The sequence below is a fragment of the Streptomyces sp. NPDC031445 genome (genome assembly GCF_055581365.1).
In genome coordinates, this window is record NZ_JBVIJO010000018.1 from 36,419 (window position 1) to 57,537 (window position 21,119).

Genomic DNA, 21,119 nt, shown 5'->3' on the forward strand with positions numbered 1-21,119 from the left:
GATCACCTCATGAGCGACAACCAACTGCGGCTGGTGTGGATCTACCCGGACCTGCTGAGCACCTACGGCGACCAGGGCAACGCGCTCGTCGTGGAGCGCCGGGCCCGGCAGCGCGGCCTGGACGTGGCCCGCCTCGACGTGCGCAGCGACCAGCCGATCCCGACCTCCGGCGACATCTACCTCATCGGCGGCGGCGAGGACCGTCCGCAGCGGCTCGCGGCCGAGCGGCTGCGCCGGGACGGGCACCTGCACCGGGCGGTGGAGAACGGCGCGATCGTCTTCTCGGTCTGCGCGGGCTACCAGATCCTCGGCCACGAGTTCATCAACGATCTCGGTCAGCGCGAGCCGGGCCTCGGCCTGCTCGACGTGGTGTCCGTGCGCGGCGAGGGCGAGCGGTGCGTCGGTGACGTGCTGGCCGACATCGACCCGCAGCTGGGCCTGCCCCCGCTGACCGGCTTCGAGAACCACCAGGGCGTCACCCACCTGGGCGCCACGGCCCGCCCCTTCGCCCGGGTGCAGATCGGCAAGGGCAACGGCACCGGGGACGGCACGGAGGGCGCGTACAACGGGACCGTGTTCGGTACGTACATGCACGGGCCGGTCCTCGCCCGCAACCCGCAGATCGCCGACCTGCTGCTGAAGCTGGCGCTCGACGTCAACGCGCTGCCGCCGATCGACGACCGCTGGTACGAGGCGCTCCGCAACGAGCGCATCGCGGCTGCGCAGCAGCCTGCGTAGGCACAGTTGCGCAGGCAGCCTGCGTAGGCACAGTTGCGCAGCAGCCTGCGTAACCCGTTCTGCAGCCGGATGCCAGTGCGGTCCGGCAGGCTCGTGGCGGGCCCGCCTGACGGTCCGTCCGCTCACATGTGCGGGCGCGTCCAGCAGGCGGACGCCCGCTACGGAGCCACCCCCTCACGCCGGTAGGGTGACCGGGAATCCGCCGGACAACGTGGTCCGGTTACCCGGCCCACGTTGAGAAGGTATTTCGGGCTATGCGCATTGGTGTCCTCACGTCCGGCGGCGACTGCCCCGGCCTGAACGCCGTCATCCGGTCCGTCGTGCACCGCGCCGTCGCCGACCACGGCGACGAGGTCATCGGTTTCCGCGACGGCTGGAAGGGCCTCCTGGAGTGCGACTACCTGAAGCTCGACCTGGACGCCGTGGGCGGCATCCTCGCGCGCGGCGGCACCATCCTCGGCTCCTCCCGGGTCCGCCCGGAGCACCTGCGGGACGGCGTGGAGCGCGCCAAGGGCCATGTCGCGGAACTCGGCCTTGACGCGATCATCCCGATCGGCGGCGAGGGCACGCTGAAGGCGGCCCGGCTGCTGTCGGACGCCGGGCTGCCGATCGTGGGCGTGCCCAAGACCATCGACAACGACATCGCGGTCACCGACGTCACCTTCGGTTTCGACACGGCGGTGACCGTGGCGACCGAGGCCCTGGACCGGCTGAAGACCACCGCCGAGTCCCATCAGCGCGTGCTGATCGTGGAGGTCATGGGCCGGCACACCGGCTGGATCGCGCTGCACTCCGGCATGGCGGCCGGCGCCCACGCCGTGGTCGTGCCGGAGCGGCCCTTCGACATCGACGAGTTGACGCGGAAGGTCGGCGAGCGGTTCGAGGCGGGCAAGCGCTTCGCCATAGTGGTCGCCGCTGAGGGGGCCAAGCCGCGCCCCGGCTCCATGGAGTTCGACGAGGGCGGCAAGGACGTCTACGGCCACGAGCGCTTCGCGGGCATCGCGCGGCAGCTGTCGGTCGAGCTGGAGCAGCGGCTCGGCAAGGAGGCCCGGCCGGTGATCCTCGGGCACGTGCAGCGGGGCGGCACGCCGACGCCGTACGACCGGGTGCTGGCGACCCGCTTCGGCTGGCACGCGGTCGAGGCCGTGCACCGGGGTGAGTTCGGCAGGATGACGGCGCTGCGCGGGACCGACATCGTCATGGTGTCGCTGGCGGAGGCGGTGGAGACGCTGAAGACCGTGCCGGCGGAGCGGTACGACGAGGCGGAGTGCGTTCTCTGATCCAGTGGCCCGGGTGAGGACAAACCGGCCCCGGTCACAGCGGTGACCGGGGCCGGTCCTACTCTTGGTGCGGACACAGACAGCTGTGGACAGACACCGCTCAACCCCCACGAACCAGGAGCCGCCGGATGGATCACAGCGGACACGGCATGACCATGGATCTGCCGCCGTTCACGCTGGGGCGCGGGCTCGGATGGTCGGCGGACCCCTTCTTCCTCATCGCCTGCCTCGCCGGTCTGGCTCTCTACGGCTGGGGTGTCGTGCGGCTGCGGCGGCGCGGGGACGCCTGGCCGGTGAGCCGTACCGTCTCGTACGTCGTCGGCGTGCTCACCATCGCGCTGGTGATGTGCACCAGGCTGAACGACTACGGCATGGTCATGTTCAGCGTGCACATGGTGCAGCACATGGTGATCAGCATGCTGTCGCCGATCCTCATCCTGCTCGGCGCCCCGGTCACCCTGGCGCTGCGCGCGCTGCCGACCGCAGGCAGGGGCCGCAAGGGCCCTCGTGAGCTGCTGCTGATGCTGCTGCACAGCCGGTACATGCGGGTCATCACCCACCCGGCGTTCACCATCCCGCTGTTCATCGCGAGCCTGTACGCCCTCTACTTCAGCCCGCTGTTCGACTTCCTGATGGGCTCCAAGACCGGGCACGTCGCGATGATGGTGCACTTCCTCGCGGTCGGTGTCGTGTTCTTCTGGCCGATCATCGGTGTCGACCCGGGCCCGCACCGGCCGGGCCACCTGATGCGGATGCTGGAGCTGTTCGCGGGCATGCCGTTCCACGCGTTCTTCGGCATCGCGCTGATGATGGCGTCGACGCCGATGGTGGAGACCTTCCAGCACCCGCCCGCGTCGCTGGGCATCGACGCGCTGTCCGACCAGAGCGCGGCGGGCGGCATCGCCTGGGCGTTCAGCGAGATCCCGTCGGTGCTGGTGCTGATCGCGCTGCTGTTCCAGTGGTACCGCTCCGAGCAGCGGCAGGCCAAGCGCGAGGACCGGGCCGCCGACCGGGACGGCGACAAGGAGCTGGCGGCGTACAACGCCTATCTGGCCTCCCTGAACGCGCGCGAAAGCTAGCCACACCGCGCACGAGGGAGGGCCGCACCGCTCGCCGGAGCCGGCCGCACCTATCCCCTCCCGGCCCGAACCGGGGCACCATGGTCGTGGACGGACCATGAGGAGGGTGTCGCGATGCCCGGTTCCACGAACGGTTCCACCAGGACGATGGGGGCGCTCACGGTCGGCGGGCTGGTCGTCGTGACCGCCTACACGGTCGCGCTCGGCAGCAACGGCTGGCTGTGGTTCGGATGGGTGGTGCTGGGGCTGCTGACGCTCGCCCTGGTGGTCACCCAGCCGTGAGCCGCGCGGGGCGGGCGGGGCTGGCTACAGTGCCCGCATGAACAGCAGGACGCCCTCGTTCGACGAGCTGGACCGCCGGATCATCATCGCGCTCATGACGAACGCGCGCACCAGCTTCGCCGAGATCGGAGCCGCGATCGGGCTGTCCGCCACCGCGGTCAAGCGGCGGGTGGACCGGCTGCGGGAGACCGGGGTGATCACCGGCTTCACGGCGACGGTCAAGCCGTCCGCGCTGGGCTGGCGGACGGAGGCGTACGTCGAGGTGTACTGCGAGGGCGCGGCCCCGCCCCGGCGGCTGGCGGAGGTCGTCCGCAACCACCCGGAGATCGCGGCGGCCATGACGGTGACCGGTGGCGCCGACGCGCTGCTGCACGTGCGCGCCCGGGACGTGGAGCACTTCGAGGAGGTGCTGGAGCGGATCCGCGCCGAGCCGTTCATCCGGAAGACGATCAGCGTGATGGTGCTGTCCCACCTGCTCCCGGAAAGCCCGGAAGCGGGCGCCACCTACGCGGCGCCCGAGTGACCGGACCGGCGCGCATGAGTCGTGCGTGCGCCCCGGCAACAACGCAGCGATCCTGCCTGTCCGCGCAGCTTTTCGCGCTTGTCGTCCGTCTTCCTCTCTTCCTACCGTGGTGTCACCCCTCAGTGACACACAGGAAAGCGGAGGAAACCCTCTGTGACCGCAACTCGTGTGCCGCGTTCCCGGCGGTTCCTGGTCTGTGAACCCAGGCACTTCGCCGTCCAGTACGCGATCAACCCCTGGATGCATCCCGACAAGCCCGTCGACGTCGACCTGGCCCAGGAGCAGTGGCAGCACCTGATCCGCGCCTACCGCGACCACGGCCACACCGTGGACTCCGTCGAGCCGGTCCCCGGCCTGCCGGACATGGTGTTCGCCGCCAACGCGGCCTTCGTCGTCGGCGGCCGGGTCTTCGGCTCCCTGTTCCACGCCCCGGAGCGCCGCCCCGAGTCGGTGCACTACGACACCTGGTTCAAGGCGGCCGGCTACGACGTCCACCGGCCCGAGTCGGTGACCGAGGGCGAGGGCGACCTGGTGTGGACGGGCCGGTACGTGCTCGCCGGCACCGGGTTCCGCACGACGCGCGAGGCGCACCGGGAGGCGCAGGAGTTCCTCGGCCACCCGGTGATCGGCCTGACCCTGGTCGACCCGTACTTCTACCACCTGGACACGGCGCTGTTCGTCCTCGACGACGACAACGTCTGCTACTACCCGGAGGCCTTCTCGCCGGGCAGCCGGGAGGTCCTCAAGCGCCTGTACCCGAACGCGGTGCTCGCCACCCGCGAGGACGCGATGGCCTTCGGCCTGAATTCCGTCTCCGACGGCCGTAACGTCTTCATCGCACCCCGGGCCGAGGCGCTCGCCGAGCGTCTGGCCGGCCACGGCTACGTCCCCGTCCCCGTCGACCTGTCCGAGTTCCACAAGGCCGGCGGCGGCATCAAGTGCTGCACCCAGGAGATCCGCTGATGACCGCACCCGCGCGCACCCGCACGTCCGACGACCTGATCCGCGCGGAGGAGCCGGTTCTCGCGCACAACTACCATCCGCTGCCCGTGGTGGTGGCCCGTGCCGAGGGCACCTGGGTGGAGGACGTCGAGGGCAACCGCTACCTCGACATGCTGGCCGGCTACTCGGCCCTCAATTTCGGCCACCGCCACCCGGCCCTGATCGAGGCGGCGCACCGCCAGCTCGACCGGCTGACCCTCACCTCCCGCGCCTTCCACAACGACCGGCTGGCCTCCTTCGCCGAGCGGCTCGCGGGGCTGACCGGCCTGGACATGGTGCTGCCGATGAACACCGGCGCGGAGGCGGTGGAGAGCGGGATCAAGGTGGCCCGCAAGTGGGCGTACGACGTGAAGGGCGTCCCGGCCGGACAGGCGACGATCGTGGTCGCGGCGGAGAACTTCCACGGCCGTACGACGACCATCGTCAGCTTCTCCACGGACGAGACGGCCCGGGCCGGTTTCGGACCGTTCACGCCCGGTTTCCGGATCGTGCCGTACAACGACCTGGCCGCGCTGGAGGCGGCCGTCGACGACACGACGGCCGCGGTGCTGATCGAGCCGATCCAGGGCGAGGCCGGGGTGATCGTCCCGGACGACGGCTACCTCGCCGGGGTGCGGGAGCTGACCCGCCGCGCGGGCTGTCTGTTCATCGCGGACGAGATCCAGTCGGGCCTCGGCCGGACGGGCCGCACCCTCGCCGTCGAGCACGAGGACGTCGTGCCGGACGTGCTGCTGCTCGGCAAGGCGCTCGGCGGCGGCATCGTGCCGGTGTCGGCGGTGGTGGCCCGGCGCGAGGTGCTGGGGGTGCTGCACCCGGGCGAGCACGGTTCGACGTTCGGCGGCAATCCGCTCGCCGCGGCGGTCGGCACGGCCGTGGTCGAGCTGCTGGAGACCGGTGAGTTCCAGCGCCGGGCGGCCGAGCTGGGTGTGGTCCTGCGGGACGGGCTGACCGAGCTGACCGGCAAGGGCGTGACCGGTTTCCGCTCGCGCGGGCTGTGGGCCGGCGTGGACGTCGACCCCTCCCTCGGCACCGGCCGGGAGATCAGCGAGCGCCTGATGCGCGAGGGGGTCCTGGTCAAGGACACCCACGGGTCCACGATCCGGCTGGCGCCGCCGCTGACGATCACCGCGGAGGAGCTGCGGTCGGCGCTGGCGGCCCTGGAGAAGGTGCTGGCCTGAGCGGCGGGCGGGGACCGGTGCCGGAACCGCTCCCCGCCCGCCGTGCCGTCACTCCGTGCCGAGGAGCTGCCTCATCTCCTTGATCTCGGCGCTCTGCGCGGTGACGATGGCGTCCGCCATGGTCTTGGCGGGGCCGTACCGGCCCTTCTCCTTCTCGGCGGTGGCCATCTCGACGGCGCCCGTGTGGTGGTCGACCATCATCGACAGGAACTTGGTGTCGAAGTCCTTGCCGGTGGCCTTCTCCAGGGCCGTCATGTCGGCCTCGCTCATCATGCCGGACATGCCGGACATCCCGGAGTGGCCGGGGTGGTCCATGCCGGCCATGGGGACCTGCTCGCCCCAGGACGTCAGCCAGCCGGTCATGGTGCGGATCTCCGGGTCCTGCGCCTTCTCGATGCGCGAGGCCAGGTCCTTCACCCGCGCCGAGGAGGCCCGGCCGCCGGCGAGCTTCGCCATCTCCAGGGCCTGCCGGTGGTGCGGGATCATGCCCTGCGCGAAGGAGACGTCCTGGGCGTTGTGCGCGGTGGCCGACGCGCCGGGAGCGGCCGGCGCGCTCGCGGTGGCGGAGGGGCCGTGGCCGGTGTGGCCGCCACCCGCGCCGTCATTGTCGCCGCCGCAGGCGGCCAGGACGAGGACGCCGGTCACGGCGACCGCGGCCAGGGCGGCGCGGCGCGTCAGGGTAGGGATGGTCATGCGGGTAACTCCTGCTGTTTCTGAAGGGATGTCGGGCACGCGTGGACACGACCGCGGCGCCTGCGCCGGGGCAGGCGGCGGCCGGGGCGGCTCTAGATCCGCAGGAGTTGGAGTTCCGCCAGATCGGGCGGGGCACGGGCGCCGTCCGGCGCGGTGGCCGGACCGGGGCGCGGACAGGCGGCCGGTGCGACGACGGCCACCGGGCCGGCGGCCGGCACGGGCAGCCGGGGCCCGCCGTCGAGGGCGCCCGAGGCACAGCTCGGGTCGGCGTGGTGCAGCCGCTCGCCGCCGCAGTGCCCGGCGGCGTCCGGGCAGTCGTCCGGCGCGCTCACGGCGACCGCGCCGTACCCGGCCCGGGCGTGCCCGGGGTGTCCGGCGTGAGCCATGCCCCCGCCGGGCGCCAGCGCGTGCATCCCGAACAGCCCTGCCAGCAGGGCGAGCACGAGCAGCCCGCGGTGCCGCCGCTGGGGCGGTCGCGGGGCGTGTGCTCGGGTGCCGGTCATCGGGGACATCGTACGAGGGCCGGATGCGGCCGGCGTGCGGGGGCACGCCGGGTTCCCGTGGTGCGGGGCGGCTCGGGCGAGCGGTGCGGGCGGCCGCCCGAGAGGCAGCGGGCGCGCCGGGCCGTCAGGTCAGCCTTCGGAAGGGCCGCGTCGCGCGGGTGCGCCCGTGCCGTCAGCTCCTCCTCCCCGGCCAGCGTGAGCATCGGCTGACCCGGCGCGCACACGCACCTTTGCAGGGCCGCCCGGAACGGACGATCCGGCGTCGGCCGCCGCGGCCTCGGGACCACCCTGCCTCCCGTCGACGGCAGCCGCCGTCCGGGGCCGCCGGTCCATGGAGTCCCCGGTTCTGACCGGCCATCAGCCGATTCGGCAACGGGCCAGCATAAGACCCCCTGAACATGGCTACAGATGACGGCAGGCGCACGTCGGCCCATGCCCGCCGATCCCGGGTCGACCTGGGGAAACGCCGGTTCGAAGGGGAACCGGCAGAGTGAGGAGCGAGCCGTGTTCTACTACCTGCTCAAGTACGTGGTCCTCGGCCCGCTGCTCCGGGTGGTCTTCCGGCCCCGGATCGAGGGTCTGGAGCACGTGCCCGCCTCGGGTCCGGCGATCATCGCCGGGAACCACCTGTCGTTCTCCGACCACTTCCTGATGCCGGCGATACTGAAGCGCCGCATCACCTTCCTCGCCAAGGCGGAGTACTTCACGGGTCCCGGCGTGAAGGGCCGGCTCACCGCGTTCTTCTTCCGCAGCGCCGGGCAGATCCCGGTGGACCGCTCCGGCAAGGAGGCGGGGCAGGCCGCGATCCGTGAGGGGCTCGGGGTGCTGCGCAGGGGGGAACTGCTCGGCATCTACCCGGAGGGCACCCGGTCGCACGACGGCAGGCTCTACAAGGGCAAGGTCGGGGTCGCCGTGATGGCCCTCACGGCAGGCGTCCCGGTGGTGCCGTGCGCGATGATCGGCACGTTCGAGGCACAGCCGCCCGGGAAGGTCGTCCCCAGGCTCCACCCGGTGACCATCCGCTTCGGCGAGCCCCTGGACTTCTCGCGCTACGCCGGCATGGAGCACCAGAAGACCGTGCTGCGGGCGGTCACCGACGAGATCGTCTACGCCATCCTGGCGCTGTCCGGGCAGGAGTACGTCGACGAGTACGCGGCCGTCGTCAAGGAGCGGCAGGCGGCGGAGCAGAGCGCGCGGCGCAGGTTCCCGCGGGCGCCGCTCAGTTGACCTCTGCTGTCGGCAGAAGGACGGTGGCGGGCCGGGTCCGGATGCCTAGGCTCGGCGTATGAAGACAGCTGTAGTGATCGGGGCGAGCGGGCAGATCGGGCGTCCGGTGGTGGAGGCGCTGGCGCGGGACGGCTGGGCGGTGACGGCCGCCTCACGCGGCGGCGGCCGGGACGCGGCGTGGGACGAGGGGGTGCGGACGGTACGGCTGGACCGCGCCGACGGCACGGCCCTGGCCGCGGTGGTGGGCGACGGCTGCGACCTGCTGGTCGACGTGGTCGCCTACGGCGCCGGGCACGCACGGCAGGTGACGGGGCTCGCGGGCCGGATCGGATCGGCGGTGGTGATCTCCAGCGTGTCCGTGTACGAGGACGGCGCGGGACGGGGCTTCGACACGATGGGCGAGCCGGACGGCTTCCCCGGCTACCCGGTGCCGGTTCCCGAGACCCAGCCGACGGTCGCTCCGGGCGAGGCCACCTACAGCACCCGCAAGGCCGCGCTGGAACGGGAACTCCTCGCTCCCGGCGCCGGGCTGCCGGTCACCGTGCTGCGGGCGGGCGCGGTGCACGGGCCGTACAGCGCGCTGCCGCGCGAGTTGTACTTCGTGCGGCGGAACCTGGACGGGCGGCGCGAGCGGGTGCTGGCGTACCGGGGCGAGAGCCGGTTCCATCCGGCGAGTGTCCGGAACATCGCCGAACTGGTGCGGCTGGCGGCGGCCCGGCCGGGCTCCCGGGTGCTCAACGCCTGTGACGGCCAGGCGCCGACGGTCGCCGGGATCGGTGCCGCGATCGACGCCGTGATGGGGGTGGAGACCCGGACCACCTACCTCGACGGGCCGCCCGAGGGCTCGGTGGGCGCGACCCCGTGGTCGGTGCCGGGACCGCTGGTGTTCGACATGTCCGCCGCCGAGCGGGAGGTGGGCTACAAGCCGGTGGTGTCGTACGCCGAGAGCCTGCCGGAGACGGTGGAGTGGCTGACCGGGGCGCTGCGCGGCCGGGACTGGCGGGAGGCCTTCCCGGTGCTCGCCCAGGCGTACCCGGACCTGTTCGACTACGCGGCGGAGGACGCCTGGCGCACGGCTTAGCCACCGTACGGGAGGGCGGCCGGGCGGGAGGGCCGCGTGGGAGAGGGGCGGCCGGGAAGGTCCGGCCGCCCCTCGTCACCGTGCCGGTGCGGTCACGGCTTGGGCGTGGCGTGCGGCGCGCAGGTCACGTCCTTGCCGTCCAGCGTGCCGTCGAGCAGGTAGGCGTCGACGCGCTGGTTGATGCACGGGTTGACCAGGCTGGTCACGCCGTGGGAGCCCGCGTTCTTCTCGGTGATCAGGCGGGAGCCCTTGAAGCGCTTGTGCAGTTCGACGGCGCCCGCGTACGGAGTGGCGGCGTCCCGCGTGGACTGCACGATCAGGACCTTCGGCAGTCCCTGGTGCGTCCTGACCTCGACCGGGGTGTGCTGCTTGGCCGGCCATGTGGCACAGGGCAGGTTCATCCAGGCGTTGGCCCAGGTCAGGAACGGGTAGTCCTTGTTGAGCCGGGTGTTGTCCCGGTTCCACTTCTGCCAGCTGGTGGGCCACTTGGCGTCGGCGCACTCGACGGCGGTGTAGACGGCGTTGCCGTTCTCCGCGCTGATGTTGCCGGCCGTGTCCGACAGGTCGGGGGCGGCGGCGTCGACCAGCGCCTGGGTGTCACCGGCGAAGTACTTGCTGAACACGGTGGCGACCGGCACCCAGGAGGAGTCGTAGTACGGCGCGCCCTGGAAGAAGGAGATCAGCTCGGCCGGGCCGACGACCCCGCCGATCGGGCTCTTCTTGGCGGTGGCGCGCAGCTGGAGCCACTTGTCCTGGACGGCGGCGCGGGTGGTGCCGAGGTGGAAGGCGGCGTCGTTGGCGGCGACCCAGTCCTGCCAGTCCTTCCAGCGGCCCTCGAAGGCGACGTCCTGGTCGAGGTTGGCCTCGTACCAGATCTTCTCGCGGGAGGGGTTGACCACGCTGTCGACGATCATGCGGCGGACGTGGCCCGGGAAGAGCGTGCCGTAGACGGCGCCCAGGTAGGTGCCGTAGGAGACGCCGAGGTAGTTGAGCTTCTTCTCGCCCAGCGCGGCCCGGATGACGTCGAGGTCGCGGGCGGTGTTCGGCGTGGTCATGTGCGGCAGCATCGCGCCGCTGCGCTCTGCGCAGCCCTCCGCGTACTCGCGGGCCAGCTTGCGCTGCGCGGTCTTGTCGGCCTCGGTGTCGGGCACCGGGTCCATCTTGGGTGCCTTGACGGACTCCTGCGGGTCGATACAGGAGATGGGCGCGGAGTGGCCGACGCCGCGCGGGTCGAACCCGACGAAGTCGTAGGCCTTGGCCACGTTCGCCCACACCGGGGCCTTGGTGGTGACCCGGCGCGGGAAGCGCAGACCGGAGCCGCCGGGGCCGCCCGGGTTGTAGACCAGCGCGCCCTGGCGCTCCTTCTTGGTGCCGGTGTTGCCGATGCGGTCCACGGCGAGCTTGATCTGCTTGCCGTAGGGGTGGGCGTAGTCGAGCGGCACGCTGACCCAGCCGCACTGGATGGGCTTCTCCAGCCCCCAGTCGGCCGGACAGTCCTGCCAGTCGATGCCCGTCTTGGCGGCCCGGGCGGCGGCGATCTCGGCGCCCTTGGCCTCCCGGTCCTGCGCGGGCCTGCCGGTGGCGCCGGCCGTGGGAGCCGAGACCACGCCGGCGATCAGGGTGGCGGTGACGAGTGCTCCAGCGGAACCGAGTGCCAGCAGGCGGCTCTTCGGTCTGTTCTCCCTCAAGTGGGGCCCCTCCCCGTACCTCGCTGCGAGTTGTCAGGCGGGGATCCTCTCGGCTGTGAGTCGGCTGAGAACAGGGGTCGTCACCTATCTTTACCAATCCGATAACCGGACGATCATGTTCGGTCCCTCGGGCGGCCCGACGGCTTCACCGGACGGCCCGGATGCCTCAGCCGAGCTCGGCCAGTGCCTCGTCCAGGAGCCCGCGCAGTCGCAGCGCGTCCGGCGCGACGGCGGTGACAAGGGCGGCGGGCCCGGCCAGGGGTACCAGCGAGGCGTGCTCCCCCAGCATCCGCGCGGCCACCGGGGCTTCGGCGAACTCGGGTCGGACGACGACGAGCTGCCCCACGGCACGGCGCCCCGACAGCACGGCCGGCCCGTCCCAGCCGCCCGGTGCGCCGGGTCCGCAGGCCAGTTCCTGGTCCAGTACGGTCCGCTCCGCGACCCGTACGGTGAGCCGGCTGGTGAGGCGTCCGGGCGCCTCCCCGGCCCGCCCCAGCACCTGCTCCTCGCGCAGCACGAACCGGGCGCCGGCGGCGAGGTCGGCCCGGGTGGTGACGCGCAGGTCGCTGCCGCCCGCGGAGATCAACTGCTCGGGCAGCCAGTGCAGTTCGGCACCGGCGGCCACCTCCAGCCGGACGTCGTAGCGGGCCTCGTCCTTGGCCTGGCCCGGCAGGGCGAGGGTGGCGGCGGACGACCCGACGTACAGCCGGGCGCCCTCCTCCACCCGTGCGTCCAGGGTGAAGCGGTCACCGCCGAGCGGCCCGCTCATGGCGCCGACGACCATGACCCTCGCCTCGGCTCCGGCCGACCGGGTGCGGCGCGGCGCCAGGGGGCCCTCGCCGTCCAGGACGGGCAGGGCCGTCCCGCCGCGGCCGTCGGCACGGGCGACGATCCGGACGCGTCCCCGGACCCCGGTGACGGTCACGCCGCCCACGCGGCGAGCCGCTCACGGACCCAGGCGGCCACGTCGGCGACACCCGTCTCGCCGCGCAACGACTGGAAGACGACGGGGAGTTCGCCCCGCTGTGCCTTGGCGTCGGCGGCCATCCGGGCGAGGTCGGAGCCGACGTGCGGGGCGAGGTCGGTCTTGTTGACGACGAGGAGGTCGGCGGTGGTGACGCCGGGTCCGCCCTTGCGCGGGATGTCGTCGCCGCCGGCCACGTCGATCACGAAGACCTGGGCGTCCACGAGCCCCTTGGAGAACGTGGCGGTGAGGTTGTCGCCGCCGGACTCGACGAGGATCAGGTCCAGGGGGCCGACCGCGTCCTCCAGGTCCTCCACCGCTTCGAGGTTGGCGGAGATGTCGTCGCGGATCGCGGTGTGCGGGCAGGCGCCCGTCTCGACGGCGGTGATCCGCTCGGGCGGCAGCACGGCCTCCCGGAGCAGGAACTCGGCGTCCTCGCGGGTGTAGATGTCGTTGGTGACGACGGCGAGCGACAATTCGTCGCGCAGCGCCCGGCAGAGGGCGGCGACGGTGGCGGTCTTGCCCGAGCCGACCGGGCCGCCGAGGCCGATCCGCAGGGCGCGGCGGGTCCCGTCGGGGCGGCGCGCGTCCGCGCTGAGGGCGGCGGGGGCGGGGTGGGCGTGGTCGAGGTGCATGTACGGCTCCTGTGATCGGTGGGTTCTCGGCCGGGCGCGTCGCGCGTGCGGGTGGGCGGACTCATGACGCGAACAGCCGCACGGGCCAGCCCGCGTGCCACTGCGCGTCCACCTCCAGCAGGGGTGCGGAGGCCGCGGGCAGCGTGTCGGCCCCCTCGTCGGCCGCCCTCCGCGCCGCCTCCACGGCACAGTCCGCAACGCGGTCCAGCTCGGGGGCCAGCCGGGCGAGGACGCCGGTCGCGTCGAACGGGTCGAGGCTGAGCAGCCGCACGGTGGCCGTCGCCGGTCCGCTCACGCTCTCGTACACCGCGCAGTGGGCCGCGTCCCCGGGAGCGAGCCCGGCCGCCCGGGCGGCGAGGCCGAGTACGACGGGCTGGTGGGCGCCCTTGGGGAACCGGCGGGCCACGGCGTCCAGTTCGGCGGACGGCCAGGTCGCCCTGGCGGCCCGCAGCAGCTGCCGGCCGAGGCGTCGCGCGGCGGCCCGCAGGGCCGGGGACGGCGTACGCGCGTCGGCCGCCGCGTCCAGCTCGCCCGGGTCGGTGCCGAGGACGGCCGCCGCCGCCAGTGCCGCCGCGACCAGCCCGGCGGTGTGCAGCCGGCCCCGGCAGAACTCCTCCAGGCTCGGCGCGTCGGTGACGCGGCCCGCCCTGACGGCGGCCTCCGCCCCGCCGGAGTGCGCGTGCCCTCCGGCGGGGAAGCGGCCGTCGGCCAGGACGAGCAGTGCTGCCCTGGACATCAGAAGAGGAAGTAGCGCTGGGCCATGGGCAGTTCGGCGGCCGGGGCGGCCTCGACGAGTTCGCCGTCGATGTGCACGGCGAAGCTGTCGGGGTCGATCCGGACGTCCGGCCGGGCGTCGTTCTCCCGCATGTCGGCCTTGGTGACCGCGCGCGTGGACCGGATCGCCGCGAACCGCTTGCCGAGCCCCAGCCGTTCCGGCAGCCCGTCCTCGATCGCCAGGTCCGACACGAAGTTGACGGAGTTGGCGGCGGGCGCCCGGCCGATGGCGCCGTACATCGGGCGGGGCAGGATCGGCTGCGGGGTGGGGATGGAGGCGTTGGCGTCGCCCATCTGCGCGTACGCGATCTGCCCGCCCTTGATGACGAGGAGCGGCTTGACCCCGAAGAAGGCGGGTTCCCACAGCACCAGGTCGGCGAGTTTGCCGGTCTCGACGGAGCCGGTCTCGGCGGCGAGGCCCTGGGCGAGCGCGGGGTTGATCGTGTACTTGGCCACATAGCGCCGGACCCGGTGGTTGTCGGCGCGGCCGTCGCCCGGCAGGGCGCCGCGCCGGCGCTTCATGACGTGGGCCGTCTGCCAGGTGCGCAGGATCACCTCGCCCACGCGCCCCATCGCCTGGGAGTCGGAGGAGATGATCGAGATCGCGCCGAGGTCGTGGAGGATGTCCTCCGCGCCGATGGTGGAGGGCCGGATCCGGGACTCGGCGAACGCCAGGTCCTCGGGGACGGCCGGGTTCAGGTGGTGGCACACCATCAGCATGTCGAGGTGTTCCTCGGTCGTGTTGACGGTGAAGGGCCGGGTCGGGTTGGTGGAACTGGGCAGGACGTTCGGCTGCGAGACGACCGTCATGATGTCCGGGGCGTGGCCGCCGCCGGCGCCCTCGGTGTGGTACGAGTGGATGCCCCGGCCCCCGATGGCGGCGAGGGTGTCGCCGACGAACCCGGCCTCGTTCAGCGTGTCGGTGTGAATGGCGACCTGGATGCCGGTGCGGTCGGCCACCGTGAGCGCCGCGTCGATGACGGCGGGCGTGGAGCCCCAGTCCTCGTGCAGCTTGAGACCGACGGCGCCGCCGCGGATCTGGGAGAGCATCGCCTCGTGGCTGACGGTGTTGCCCTTGCCGAGGAAGCCGACGTTGACGGGGTAGGCCTCCATCGCCTCCAGCATCCGGGCCAGGTGCCAGGGGCCGGGGGTGACCGTGGTGGCCTTGGAGCCCTCGGCGGGTCCGGTGCCGCCGCCGACCAGGGTGGTGACGCCGGAGGCCAGCGCCTCGTCGGCCACCTGCGGGCAGATGAAGTGGACGTGCGCGTCGATGGCGCCGGCGGTCAGGATGCGCCCGTTGCCGGCGATGATCTCGGTCTCGGGGCCGATGACGAGGTCCGGGTGGACGCCGTCCATGGTGTCCGGGTTGCCGGCCTTGCCGAGGGCGGTGATCCGGCCGTCGCGGATGCCGACGTCGGCCTTGACGACGCCCCAGTGGTCGACGACGACGGCGCCGGTGATCACGGTGTCGGGGGTGCCCTCGGCGCGGGTGGCGCGGGACTGGCCCATGGACTCGCGGATGACCTTGCCGCCGCCGAAGACCGCCTCGTCCCCGGAGCCGCCGGGGCCGCCGCAGCGGTCCTCCTCGATCTCGATGAGCAGGTCGGTGTCGGCGAGCCGGATGCGGTCGCCGGTCGTGGGGCCGAACAGGTCGGCGTAGGCGGCGCGGGAGATCTCAGGCATCGAGGGCGCCTCCGGTCTCCCCGCGCAGCCCCGGCACGATCCGGGCGCCGGCCAGGGGCACGAGCTCGACCGCCACGGGGATGCCGGGCTCGAAGCGGACGGCGGTTCCGGCGGCGACGTTGAGCCGCTTGCCGCGGGCGGCGGCGCGGTCGAACTCCAGACCGGGGTTGGCCTCGGCGAAGTGGTAGTGGGAGCCGACCTGGACCGGCCGGTCGGCGGCGTTGAGGACGGTCAGCCGGGTGACCTCGCGGCCCGCGTTGCACACGACGGGGTCGTCCGCGAACAGGATCTCTCCGGGAATCATCGCGGCTCCTCAGACGATCGGCTCGTGGACGGTGACGAGCTTGGTGCCGTCCGGGAAGGTGGCCTCCACCTGGACGTCGTGGATCATCTCGGCGACCCCGTCCATCACGTCGTCCCTGGTCAGGATCTTGCGGCCGGAGGACATCAGCTCGGCGACGGTGCGGCCGTCCCGCGCGCCCTCCAGGACGTGCGACGTGATGAGGGCGACCGCTTCCGGGTGGTTGAGCCTGAGCCCCCGGGCCCGGCGCTTCTCGGCCACGTCGGCCGCCACATGGATCAGCAGCCTCTCTTGCTCGTGCGGGGTCAGTTGCACGTCCCACCTCACAGTCCTTGCTCCGGACCGTGCGGGGTCCGGTCGCCGCGGCCACCACGACGGGGACAGATGTAACACACAGACAAATTGCCGGAGTTTCGTCAATCCGGGGCAGAAAAACCCCTGGTGGCGTGGATGGGCAGGGTAGAACGCCGGAGTTTCAACGACGTTAACCAGACCTTGGCCGGCCCATGACCGGCCGATGGGCTCCCGCGGGGACGCGGGGCTCAGGGAGCGCCCGGCCGGCGGTGCTCCGCCGCGATCCCGAAGCGCCGCTGTTCGCGGGGGGCGGAACCGGCCTCGTGGACCCCGGAGACGGAGCTGATGATCTGCTCCTCGGCCGGCTCGTCCAGGGCGTCCAGCCGTTCCAGGTCGGCGGCCGAGACCAGCGCGACCAGCGGCTTGCCGTGCCGGGTCACGACGACGCGCTCACCGCCGTACACCACGCGGTTGATCAGGTCGGCGAGTTCAGCCCTGGCTTGCGTCACCGGAATCTCGTAGGCCATACCCCCATCATAACGTCACGTACGTCCTGTACATTTTTTACAGAAGTCGAGCCCATCGAGGCCTCGTCACGAGGAGGGGTACGTCCATGTCCCGACCGTCCGCCCGCCATGTCCTGCCCGAGTTCACCGAACGCACCGGGAGCGCCGTGCGCACCCTCGATCCGTACGCGAAGCTCTTCGAGGACCGGATCGTCTTCCTCGGCACGCAGGTCGACACCGCGGCGGCCAACGACGTGACCGCGCAGCTGATGTACCTGGAGCACGCGGCGCCGGACCGGGACATCACGCTGTACGTCAACTCCCCGGGCGGCTCGTTCGACGCCATGACGGCGATCTACGACGTGATGCGCTACGTCGGCTGCGACGTGGCGACCTACTGCCTGGGCCAGGCCTCCGCCTCGGCCGCGGTGCTGCTCGCGGCCGGCACCCCGGGCAAGAGGTTCACGCTGCCCGGCGCCCGCATGGTGCTGGAGCAGCCCGCGCTGCCCGAGCCGGTGCGCGGACAGCCCAGCGACCTGCTCATCCAGGCGGAGGAGCTGACCCGGATCCGGGCGACGCTCGCGGAGATGCTCGCGCGGCACACGGGGCGCACGGCCGGGCAGGTCCACGAGGACCTGGAGCGCGACCTGATCCTGGACGCCGCCGGGGCGGTCGCCTACGGCCTGGTGGACGGCATCGTGCCGAGCCGCCGGGACACGCCCGGCGCACCGGACGCGAGGTGAGCCGCCCATGCAGCCGGACCTGCCGCCCCTGCCCGCACTGACCCGCGCCGAGGGCGACTTGATCGACCGTTACCTGGAGGCGGTCGACCTGCTGGGCCGCATCAACCCGGCCCGGCCCGGGGACACCTACCGCGGGCTGCGTGCGGCCCAGGCGCTGGTGCGCAAGGCGGCAGAGCTGCGGGACGCGCTCGCGCTGATGCACCAGCGGGGCGAGACGGAGCTGCACGGGGACACGCTGGCACGGGCGTTGCGGGTGCTGGACGGTGAGCGCCGGGCCGCTCGCGTCGCGCTCCCGCCGGACGGCGTCGGCTGACGCGGACGCCCCGCCGGTCCGGCCGGCCCGGCGCGTCGACACGCGTCGTTCGGACGGGACTTGAAACGGCCCGAACGACGTACCGCCGACCGGTGTACTTCCAGATCCTTTTCCGGGCCTCCCGAGTTGCGCCAGGCGCCACCGCGGTGGCCGCCGGGAGCCGCTTCGCCCCAGGTCGGGGGCTACGTCCGGGTTCTGACGGACGCTCGAACAGAGCAGTGTCCACCCGAACGGGTGAGTGGTGAGTAACGCCACAAATCCCCGATTCCGTTGGGATTTTCGGACAGTCGTGAGCCAAGATCCGTGTCTGACGACAAGCCCCCGCCACCGCGGCGGGGCGATCCGGGCGGACGCCGAATCCTGCCGCCGCCCGGATGACCGGTCGACGGAGTGGATCGGCAGGAGTGGAGGACCCAAGCAAGACGGGTCGCCGGAACGGATGTTCGTCCGTACGCAACGGACGGTCGTCGGCTCCGGGTGACCCTTGGGGTGAAGCCGTGGCAACGCGGCCGGGCAACTTCGCCAGCCCGAATCCGACAGGTCATCCTTCACAGGCGGCTGACGAAGGGTTGCGCATGACTGCGCTCAATCGTGTCCCGTCGCTGATGGCCCGGGCCGGCACGGCCTCGGCTCTGACCCTCGCCGCCGTGGGCGGCTCGATCGCGTTGCCCGGTTTCGCCACCGACGCCTCCGCCGCGACGATGGCGACGAAAGCACTCAAGGTCGCGGCCTCCAAGAAGGGCGCGCCCTACGCATGGGGAGCCACCGGTCCGCGCCGGTTCGACTGCTCCGGGCTGACGCTCTACTCCTTCAAGAAGGCCGGCAAGAAGCTGCCGCGCACCGCCGCCCAGCAGTACAACAAGACGCACCACATCTCCTCCAGAAGCCGCAAGGCGGGCGACCTGGTCTTCTTCCACTCGGGTTCGTACGTCTACCACGTCGGCATCTACGCGGGTCACGGCAAGATCTGGCACGCCCCGAAGACCGGGGACGTGGTGAAGCTCGAGAAGATCTGGACGAAGAGCGTCTGGTACGGCCGGGTCAGCTGACCCGGCCGTCACACCAGGAGCGGCTCCAGCAGCAGGGCCGCCGTCGCCGCCGGGGCGCCTGGGGGCCGGCCGAAGCGAGCCATGGGTGAGCCCCCGGAACCGCGGCTCCGCCCGGCGCGCGGGTGGCTGCCGAAGCGTTCCGGGGGCTGTGACGTCGCTCCGGGGCGCGTAGGCACCGCCTCGCGCCCCGGCTCGACCCCGGCACGGGCCAGACCGGCAGCGAACGCCGGCTACCGCCAGAGCGGCCTGCGCCGGGGCTCCGCCCGCCCGCAGCCCCTGTCGACGCCTGAGTGGGCCCCCGAAGCGTCCCCGGCGGTCAGACGCCGAACTCGGGGCGCATAGGCACCGCCTCGCGCCCCAGCTCGGCCCCGGCACGGGCCAGACCGGCAGCGAACGCCGGCTACCGCCAGAGCGGCCTGCACCGAGGCTCCGCCCGCGACGCCGCCCCGCAGCCCACGTCGACGCCTGAGTGGGCCCCCGAAGCGCCCCCGGCGGTCAGACGCCGAGCGCGGGGCGCATAGGCACCGCCCCGCGCTCGAAGCGTCCCCGCCGCGGGGGCCAGGCCCGGCCCGGGCGCGACGTCGGCCCGCGGGCCGCGTCGGCGCGGGCGGGGGCTCGCGCCGACCGCGTGACGCCGGCGCCCGACATGGCGGCCAGTCCGGCGGCGTCCCGGCGTGGCGGAGGCCGGCACGATCACCAGGGCCGCCCGCCGGGACTCGGGCACGCGCCGCCCGCGCCCTCCCAGCAGTCCGCCCCGGCACGAGTCGGCATGGCTGACCCGGCTCACGGGCGGCGCGCTGCGGCTCGGTTCCTTCCCGGCCGCCGGAGGTGCCTACGTGCGCGTCCCGGTCGCGGACGTCGACCGGCCGGCGAGGGAGATCCGGTGCTCACCACGCCCATCACCCGGCCGAGGCACGCGCTCGCCGGGCCTGCTCGCGTCTGCCGCCGGTGGAGATGTACGGGCAGCCGCTGATCCGCAAGGTGCCGCGCCCTCCGGCGGCAGTTCGAGGTCTTGCCGGGCCGGGAACGCCCCCGCCCCGCCCGGAGGGTCACGGCTCCTGGGGGCCCGCCGGTACCGGGGTCGCCGGGACCGTCCAGGGCAGTTCGATCGAGACCGTCTTGCCGCCCTCGCGCGTGGGGCGGACGCGGAGTCTGCCACCGCACTCGGCGGTGAGGCAACGGATGATGACCATGCCGCGGCCGTTGTCCTGCTGGACCGCGGCGGGCAGTCTCTTCGGGAAGCGGGGATGGCTGTCCGTGACGCCGATGCGCAGGTGTTCGTCATGGTGCAGCGCGACGTCGACCGTGAAGGTGGGTGACTGGCCGAAGGTGTGCTGTACGGCGTTCGTAGCGAGTTCGGAGACGATGAGCCGGACGGTGTCGGCGACATCGGTGTCGGACGGCAGGCCCCACTCCGCCAGGGTGCCGACGACGTAGGAACGGGCGGCGGAGACCGAGGCCGGATCGCTCGGCAGAGTGACGGATGCTTCCAGGTGGTCTGCCATGGCGACGTCGTCCCTTTCCCACGGGGCCGTGGTCCGACATGTGGCGGAGGGTTCGAGTACGGTCCCGGACTGGTGCTTGTTCGCCAGACTGCCACCAACGCGCGGTCACGGGGAGCGATCCACCAAGATATGCATATATCTGTCGCTCGAAGCGGTGAACTCTGCGACGCGAGACCGTATGTGGGCGGCCCGGAAGGAGTAAGGAGGAGCCCATGCAGAACGGTCCGGCAGTGCGCCGCCGCAAACTGGGCGCCGAACTGCGCATGCTGCGCACCGGTGCGGGGCTCACGAGCGGTGAGGCCGCCCGTCTGGTCGGCTGGCACCAGTCGAAGGTGAGCCGCATCGAGACCGGCGCCAGCGGTGTGAAACCGGCCGATCTACGGTTACTGCTCGACGCCTATCAGGTGCGGGACGCGCATCTGCGCGAGTTGCTGCTGATGCTGGCGGGGTCGGAGGACGCGGGCGGCCGGCCGCGCTGGTGGCACGCCTACCGCGGGGTGCTGCCGCCCACCTACCGCGACTTCATCAGCCTGGAGTCGCAGGCGAGCGCGATGCGCACCCTGGAGACGACCGTGGTGCCGGGGCTGCTCCAGACACCGGAGTACGCCCGCGCGGTGACCCGTGCGGCCGTGAAGGACCTGGACGAGGACCGCCTGGACACGCTGGTGGAGGTGCGCCTGGCCCGGCAGGACGTGCTGCGTTCCGATCCGCCGCTGGTGCTGAGCGCCGTACTGGACGAGGCGGTGCTGCGCCGCGAGGTCGGGGGTCCGGAGGTGATGGCCCGGCAGTTGGAACGGCTGATGGAGGCGGCCCGGCTGCCCCAGGTACGGCTCCAGGTGCTGCCGTTCGCGGCGGGGGCACATGTCGGCCTCACTGGCCCTTTCGTTATCTTCTCATTTCCGAGCACTTCTGATCTGGACGTGGTAGTTCTCGACCAGTTGGCGAGTAGCCTCTACCTGGAGCGGAAAGAAGACCTCATGGCCTACTCCGAGGCCTTCAACACCCTTCAGTTCCACGCCCTTTCCCCCGAGGAATCGTTGGACTACATCGCCGGGATAGGTGACGGCGCGTAAGGAGG

Annotated in this window: 24 protein-coding genes; 13 read left to right on the top strand and 11 right to left on the bottom strand. The window is 72.5% G+C overall.

Annotated features, from left to right (window positions below):
• The first annotated feature begins 9 nt into the window (after positions 1–9).
• From ACZ5DC_RS35840 to rocD, 7 genes are all read left to right on the top strand, one after another.
• Entirely contained in the window at positions 10–738 is a 729-nt protein-coding gene (locus ACZ5DC_RS35840; RefSeq protein WP_366751672.1) for a type 1 glutamine amidotransferase, read from the top strand.
• Between the two features lie 254 nt (positions 739–992).
• Entirely contained in the window at positions 993–2,018 is a 1,026-nt protein-coding gene (locus ACZ5DC_RS35845; RefSeq protein ID WP_366751673.1) for a 6-phosphofructokinase, read from the top strand.
• Between the two features lie 128 nt (positions 2,019–2,146).
• Positions 2,147–3,097 carry a cytochrome c oxidase assembly protein gene (locus ACZ5DC_RS35850; RefSeq protein ID WP_468659875.1) on the top strand — a complete coding sequence of 317 codons (951 nt, stop codon included), beginning with the start codon at positions 2,147–2,149 and terminating at the stop codon, positions 3,095–3,097.
• Between the two features lie 114 nt (positions 3,098–3,211).
• Positions 3,212–3,379 (top strand): hypothetical protein, encoded by a 168-nt coding sequence (locus tag ACZ5DC_RS35855; RefSeq protein ID WP_366751675.1) that lies wholly within the window; start codon positions 3,212–3,214, stop codon positions 3,377–3,379.
• A gap of 37 nt (positions 3,380–3,416) precedes the next feature.
• Positions 3,417–3,902: an Lrp/AsnC family transcriptional regulator gene (locus ACZ5DC_RS35860; protein WP_468659877.1), complete on the top strand. Its 486-nt coding sequence runs from the start codon at positions 3,417–3,419 to the stop codon at positions 3,900–3,902.
• A 153-nt stretch (positions 3,903–4,055) separates the two neighbouring features.
• Positions 4,056–4,865: a dimethylargininase gene (gene ddaH, locus ACZ5DC_RS35865; protein WP_468659879.1), complete on the top strand. Its 810-nt coding sequence runs from the start codon at positions 4,056–4,058 to the stop codon at positions 4,863–4,865.
• Positions 4,865–6,082, top strand: a complete 1,218-nt coding sequence (gene rocD / locus ACZ5DC_RS35870) for an ornithine--oxo-acid transaminase (protein ID WP_468659881.1) — start codon at positions 4,865–4,867, stop codon at positions 6,080–6,082. The genes ddaH and rocD overlap by 1 nt, the downstream gene beginning before the upstream one ends.
• Before the next feature lie 48 nt (positions 6,083–6,130).
• Here the strand turns inward: rocD and ACZ5DC_RS35875 are convergent, their stop codons facing one another.
• Both ACZ5DC_RS35875 and ACZ5DC_RS35880 read right to left on the bottom strand, forming a co-directional pair.
• Positions 6,131–6,775, bottom strand: a complete 645-nt coding sequence (locus ACZ5DC_RS35875; RefSeq protein WP_468659883.1) for a DUF305 domain-containing protein — start codon at positions 6,773–6,775, stop codon at positions 6,131–6,133.
• 92 nt (positions 6,776–6,867) lie between these two features.
• Positions 6,868–7,278 (bottom strand): DUF6153 family protein, encoded by a 411-nt coding sequence (locus ACZ5DC_RS35880; RefSeq protein WP_468659885.1) that lies wholly within the window; start codon positions 7,276–7,278, stop codon positions 6,868–6,870.
• Between the two features lie 504 nt (positions 7,279–7,782).
• Between ACZ5DC_RS35880 and ACZ5DC_RS35885 the strand changes: the two genes are divergently transcribed.
• Together ACZ5DC_RS35885 and ACZ5DC_RS35890 are read left to right on the top strand one after the other, a co-directional pair.
• Positions 7,783–8,505, top strand: coding sequence for a lysophospholipid acyltransferase family protein (locus ACZ5DC_RS35885; protein WP_468659887.1), 723 nt, complete (start codon positions 7,783–7,785; stop codon positions 8,503–8,505).
• A gap of 58 nt (positions 8,506–8,563) precedes the next feature.
• On the top strand, positions 8,564–9,586 hold the full coding sequence (locus ACZ5DC_RS35890) for an NAD-dependent epimerase/dehydratase family protein (RefSeq protein WP_468659889.1): 1,023 nt from the start codon (positions 8,564–8,566) through the stop codon (positions 9,584–9,586).
• 92 nt (positions 9,587–9,678) lie between these two features.
• On the opposite strand, the gene ACZ5DC_RS35895 is transcribed toward ACZ5DC_RS35890, so the two are convergent.
• The 8 genes from ACZ5DC_RS35895 to ACZ5DC_RS35930 all read right to left on the bottom strand — a co-directional run bounded on the left by ACZ5DC_RS35895 (position 9,679) and on the right by ACZ5DC_RS35930 (position 16,452).
• The gene (locus tag ACZ5DC_RS35895; protein ID WP_468659891.1) at positions 9,679–11,274 is read right to left on the bottom strand and encodes an alpha/beta hydrolase; all 1,596 of its coding nucleotides are present in this window, start codon (positions 11,272–11,274) and stop codon (positions 9,679–9,681) included.
• A 166-nt stretch (positions 11,275–11,440) separates the two neighbouring features.
• Positions 11,441–12,208: an urease accessory protein UreD gene (locus tag ACZ5DC_RS35900; RefSeq protein ID WP_468659893.1), complete on the bottom strand. Its 768-nt coding sequence runs from the start codon at positions 12,206–12,208 to the stop codon at positions 11,441–11,443.
• On the bottom strand, positions 12,196–12,873 hold the full coding sequence (gene ureG, locus ACZ5DC_RS35905) for an urease accessory protein UreG (protein WP_468659895.1): 678 nt from the start codon (positions 12,871–12,873) through the stop codon (positions 12,196–12,198). The genes ACZ5DC_RS35900 and ureG overlap by 13 nt, the downstream gene beginning before the upstream one ends.
• A 61-nt stretch (positions 12,874–12,934) precedes the next feature.
• Positions 12,935–13,609: an urease accessory protein UreF gene (locus ACZ5DC_RS35910; protein ID WP_468659897.1), complete on the bottom strand. Its 675-nt coding sequence runs from the start codon at positions 13,607–13,609 to the stop codon at positions 12,935–12,937.
• On the bottom strand, positions 13,609–15,330 hold the full coding sequence (locus tag ACZ5DC_RS35915) for an urease subunit alpha (protein ID WP_468659899.1): 1,722 nt from the start codon (positions 15,328–15,330) through the stop codon (positions 13,609–13,611). The genes ACZ5DC_RS35910 and ACZ5DC_RS35915 overlap by 1 nt, the downstream gene beginning before the upstream one ends.
• Positions 15,323–15,634, bottom strand: a complete 312-nt coding sequence (locus tag ACZ5DC_RS35920; RefSeq protein WP_468659901.1) for an urease subunit beta — start codon at positions 15,632–15,634, stop codon at positions 15,323–15,325. Before ACZ5DC_RS35920 ends, ACZ5DC_RS35915 begins: the two co-directional genes overlap by 8 nt.
• Before the next feature lie 9 nt (positions 15,635–15,643).
• Complete coding sequence (locus ACZ5DC_RS35925) at positions 15,644–15,946, bottom strand: urease subunit gamma (protein ID WP_366751689.1); 303 nt, start codon at positions 15,944–15,946, stop codon at positions 15,644–15,646.
• A gap of 227 nt (positions 15,947–16,173) precedes the next feature.
• Positions 16,174–16,452 (bottom strand): type II toxin-antitoxin system Phd/YefM family antitoxin, encoded by a 279-nt coding sequence (locus ACZ5DC_RS35930; protein WP_468659903.1) that lies wholly within the window; start codon positions 16,450–16,452, stop codon positions 16,174–16,176.
• Between the two features lie 86 nt (positions 16,453–16,538).
• Between ACZ5DC_RS35930 and ACZ5DC_RS35935 the strand changes: the two genes are divergently transcribed.
• The 3 genes from ACZ5DC_RS35935 to ACZ5DC_RS35945 all read left to right on the top strand — a co-directional run bounded on the left by ACZ5DC_RS35935 (position 16,539) and on the right by ACZ5DC_RS35945 (position 18,536).
• Positions 16,539–17,174: an ATP-dependent Clp protease proteolytic subunit gene (locus ACZ5DC_RS35935; protein WP_468659905.1), complete on the top strand. Its 636-nt coding sequence runs from the start codon at positions 16,539–16,541 to the stop codon at positions 17,172–17,174.
• Between the two features lie 7 nt (positions 17,175–17,181).
• Positions 17,182–17,487 carry a hypothetical protein gene (locus tag ACZ5DC_RS35940; protein ID WP_468659907.1) on the top strand — a complete coding sequence of 102 codons (306 nt, stop codon included), beginning with the start codon at positions 17,182–17,184 and terminating at the stop codon, positions 17,485–17,487.
• Positions 17,488–18,062: 575 nt separating this feature from the next.
• Positions 18,063–18,536, top strand: coding sequence for a C40 family peptidase (locus ACZ5DC_RS35945; RefSeq protein WP_468659909.1), 474 nt, complete (start codon positions 18,063–18,065; stop codon positions 18,534–18,536).
• A gap of 1,049 nt (positions 18,537–19,585) precedes the next feature.
• Here ACZ5DC_RS35945 and ACZ5DC_RS35950 read toward each other — a convergent pair.
• Complete coding sequence (locus ACZ5DC_RS35950; RefSeq protein ID WP_468659911.1) at positions 19,586–20,041, bottom strand: ATP-binding protein; 456 nt, start codon at positions 20,039–20,041, stop codon at positions 19,586–19,588.
• A 212-nt stretch (positions 20,042–20,253) separates the two neighbouring features.
• Between ACZ5DC_RS35950 and ACZ5DC_RS35955 the strand changes: the two genes are divergently transcribed.
• Positions 20,254–21,114: a helix-turn-helix domain-containing protein gene (locus ACZ5DC_RS35955; protein WP_366751695.1), complete on the top strand. Its 861-nt coding sequence runs from the start codon at positions 20,254–20,256 to the stop codon at positions 21,112–21,114.
• Positions 21,115–21,119: the final 5 nt, after the last annotated feature.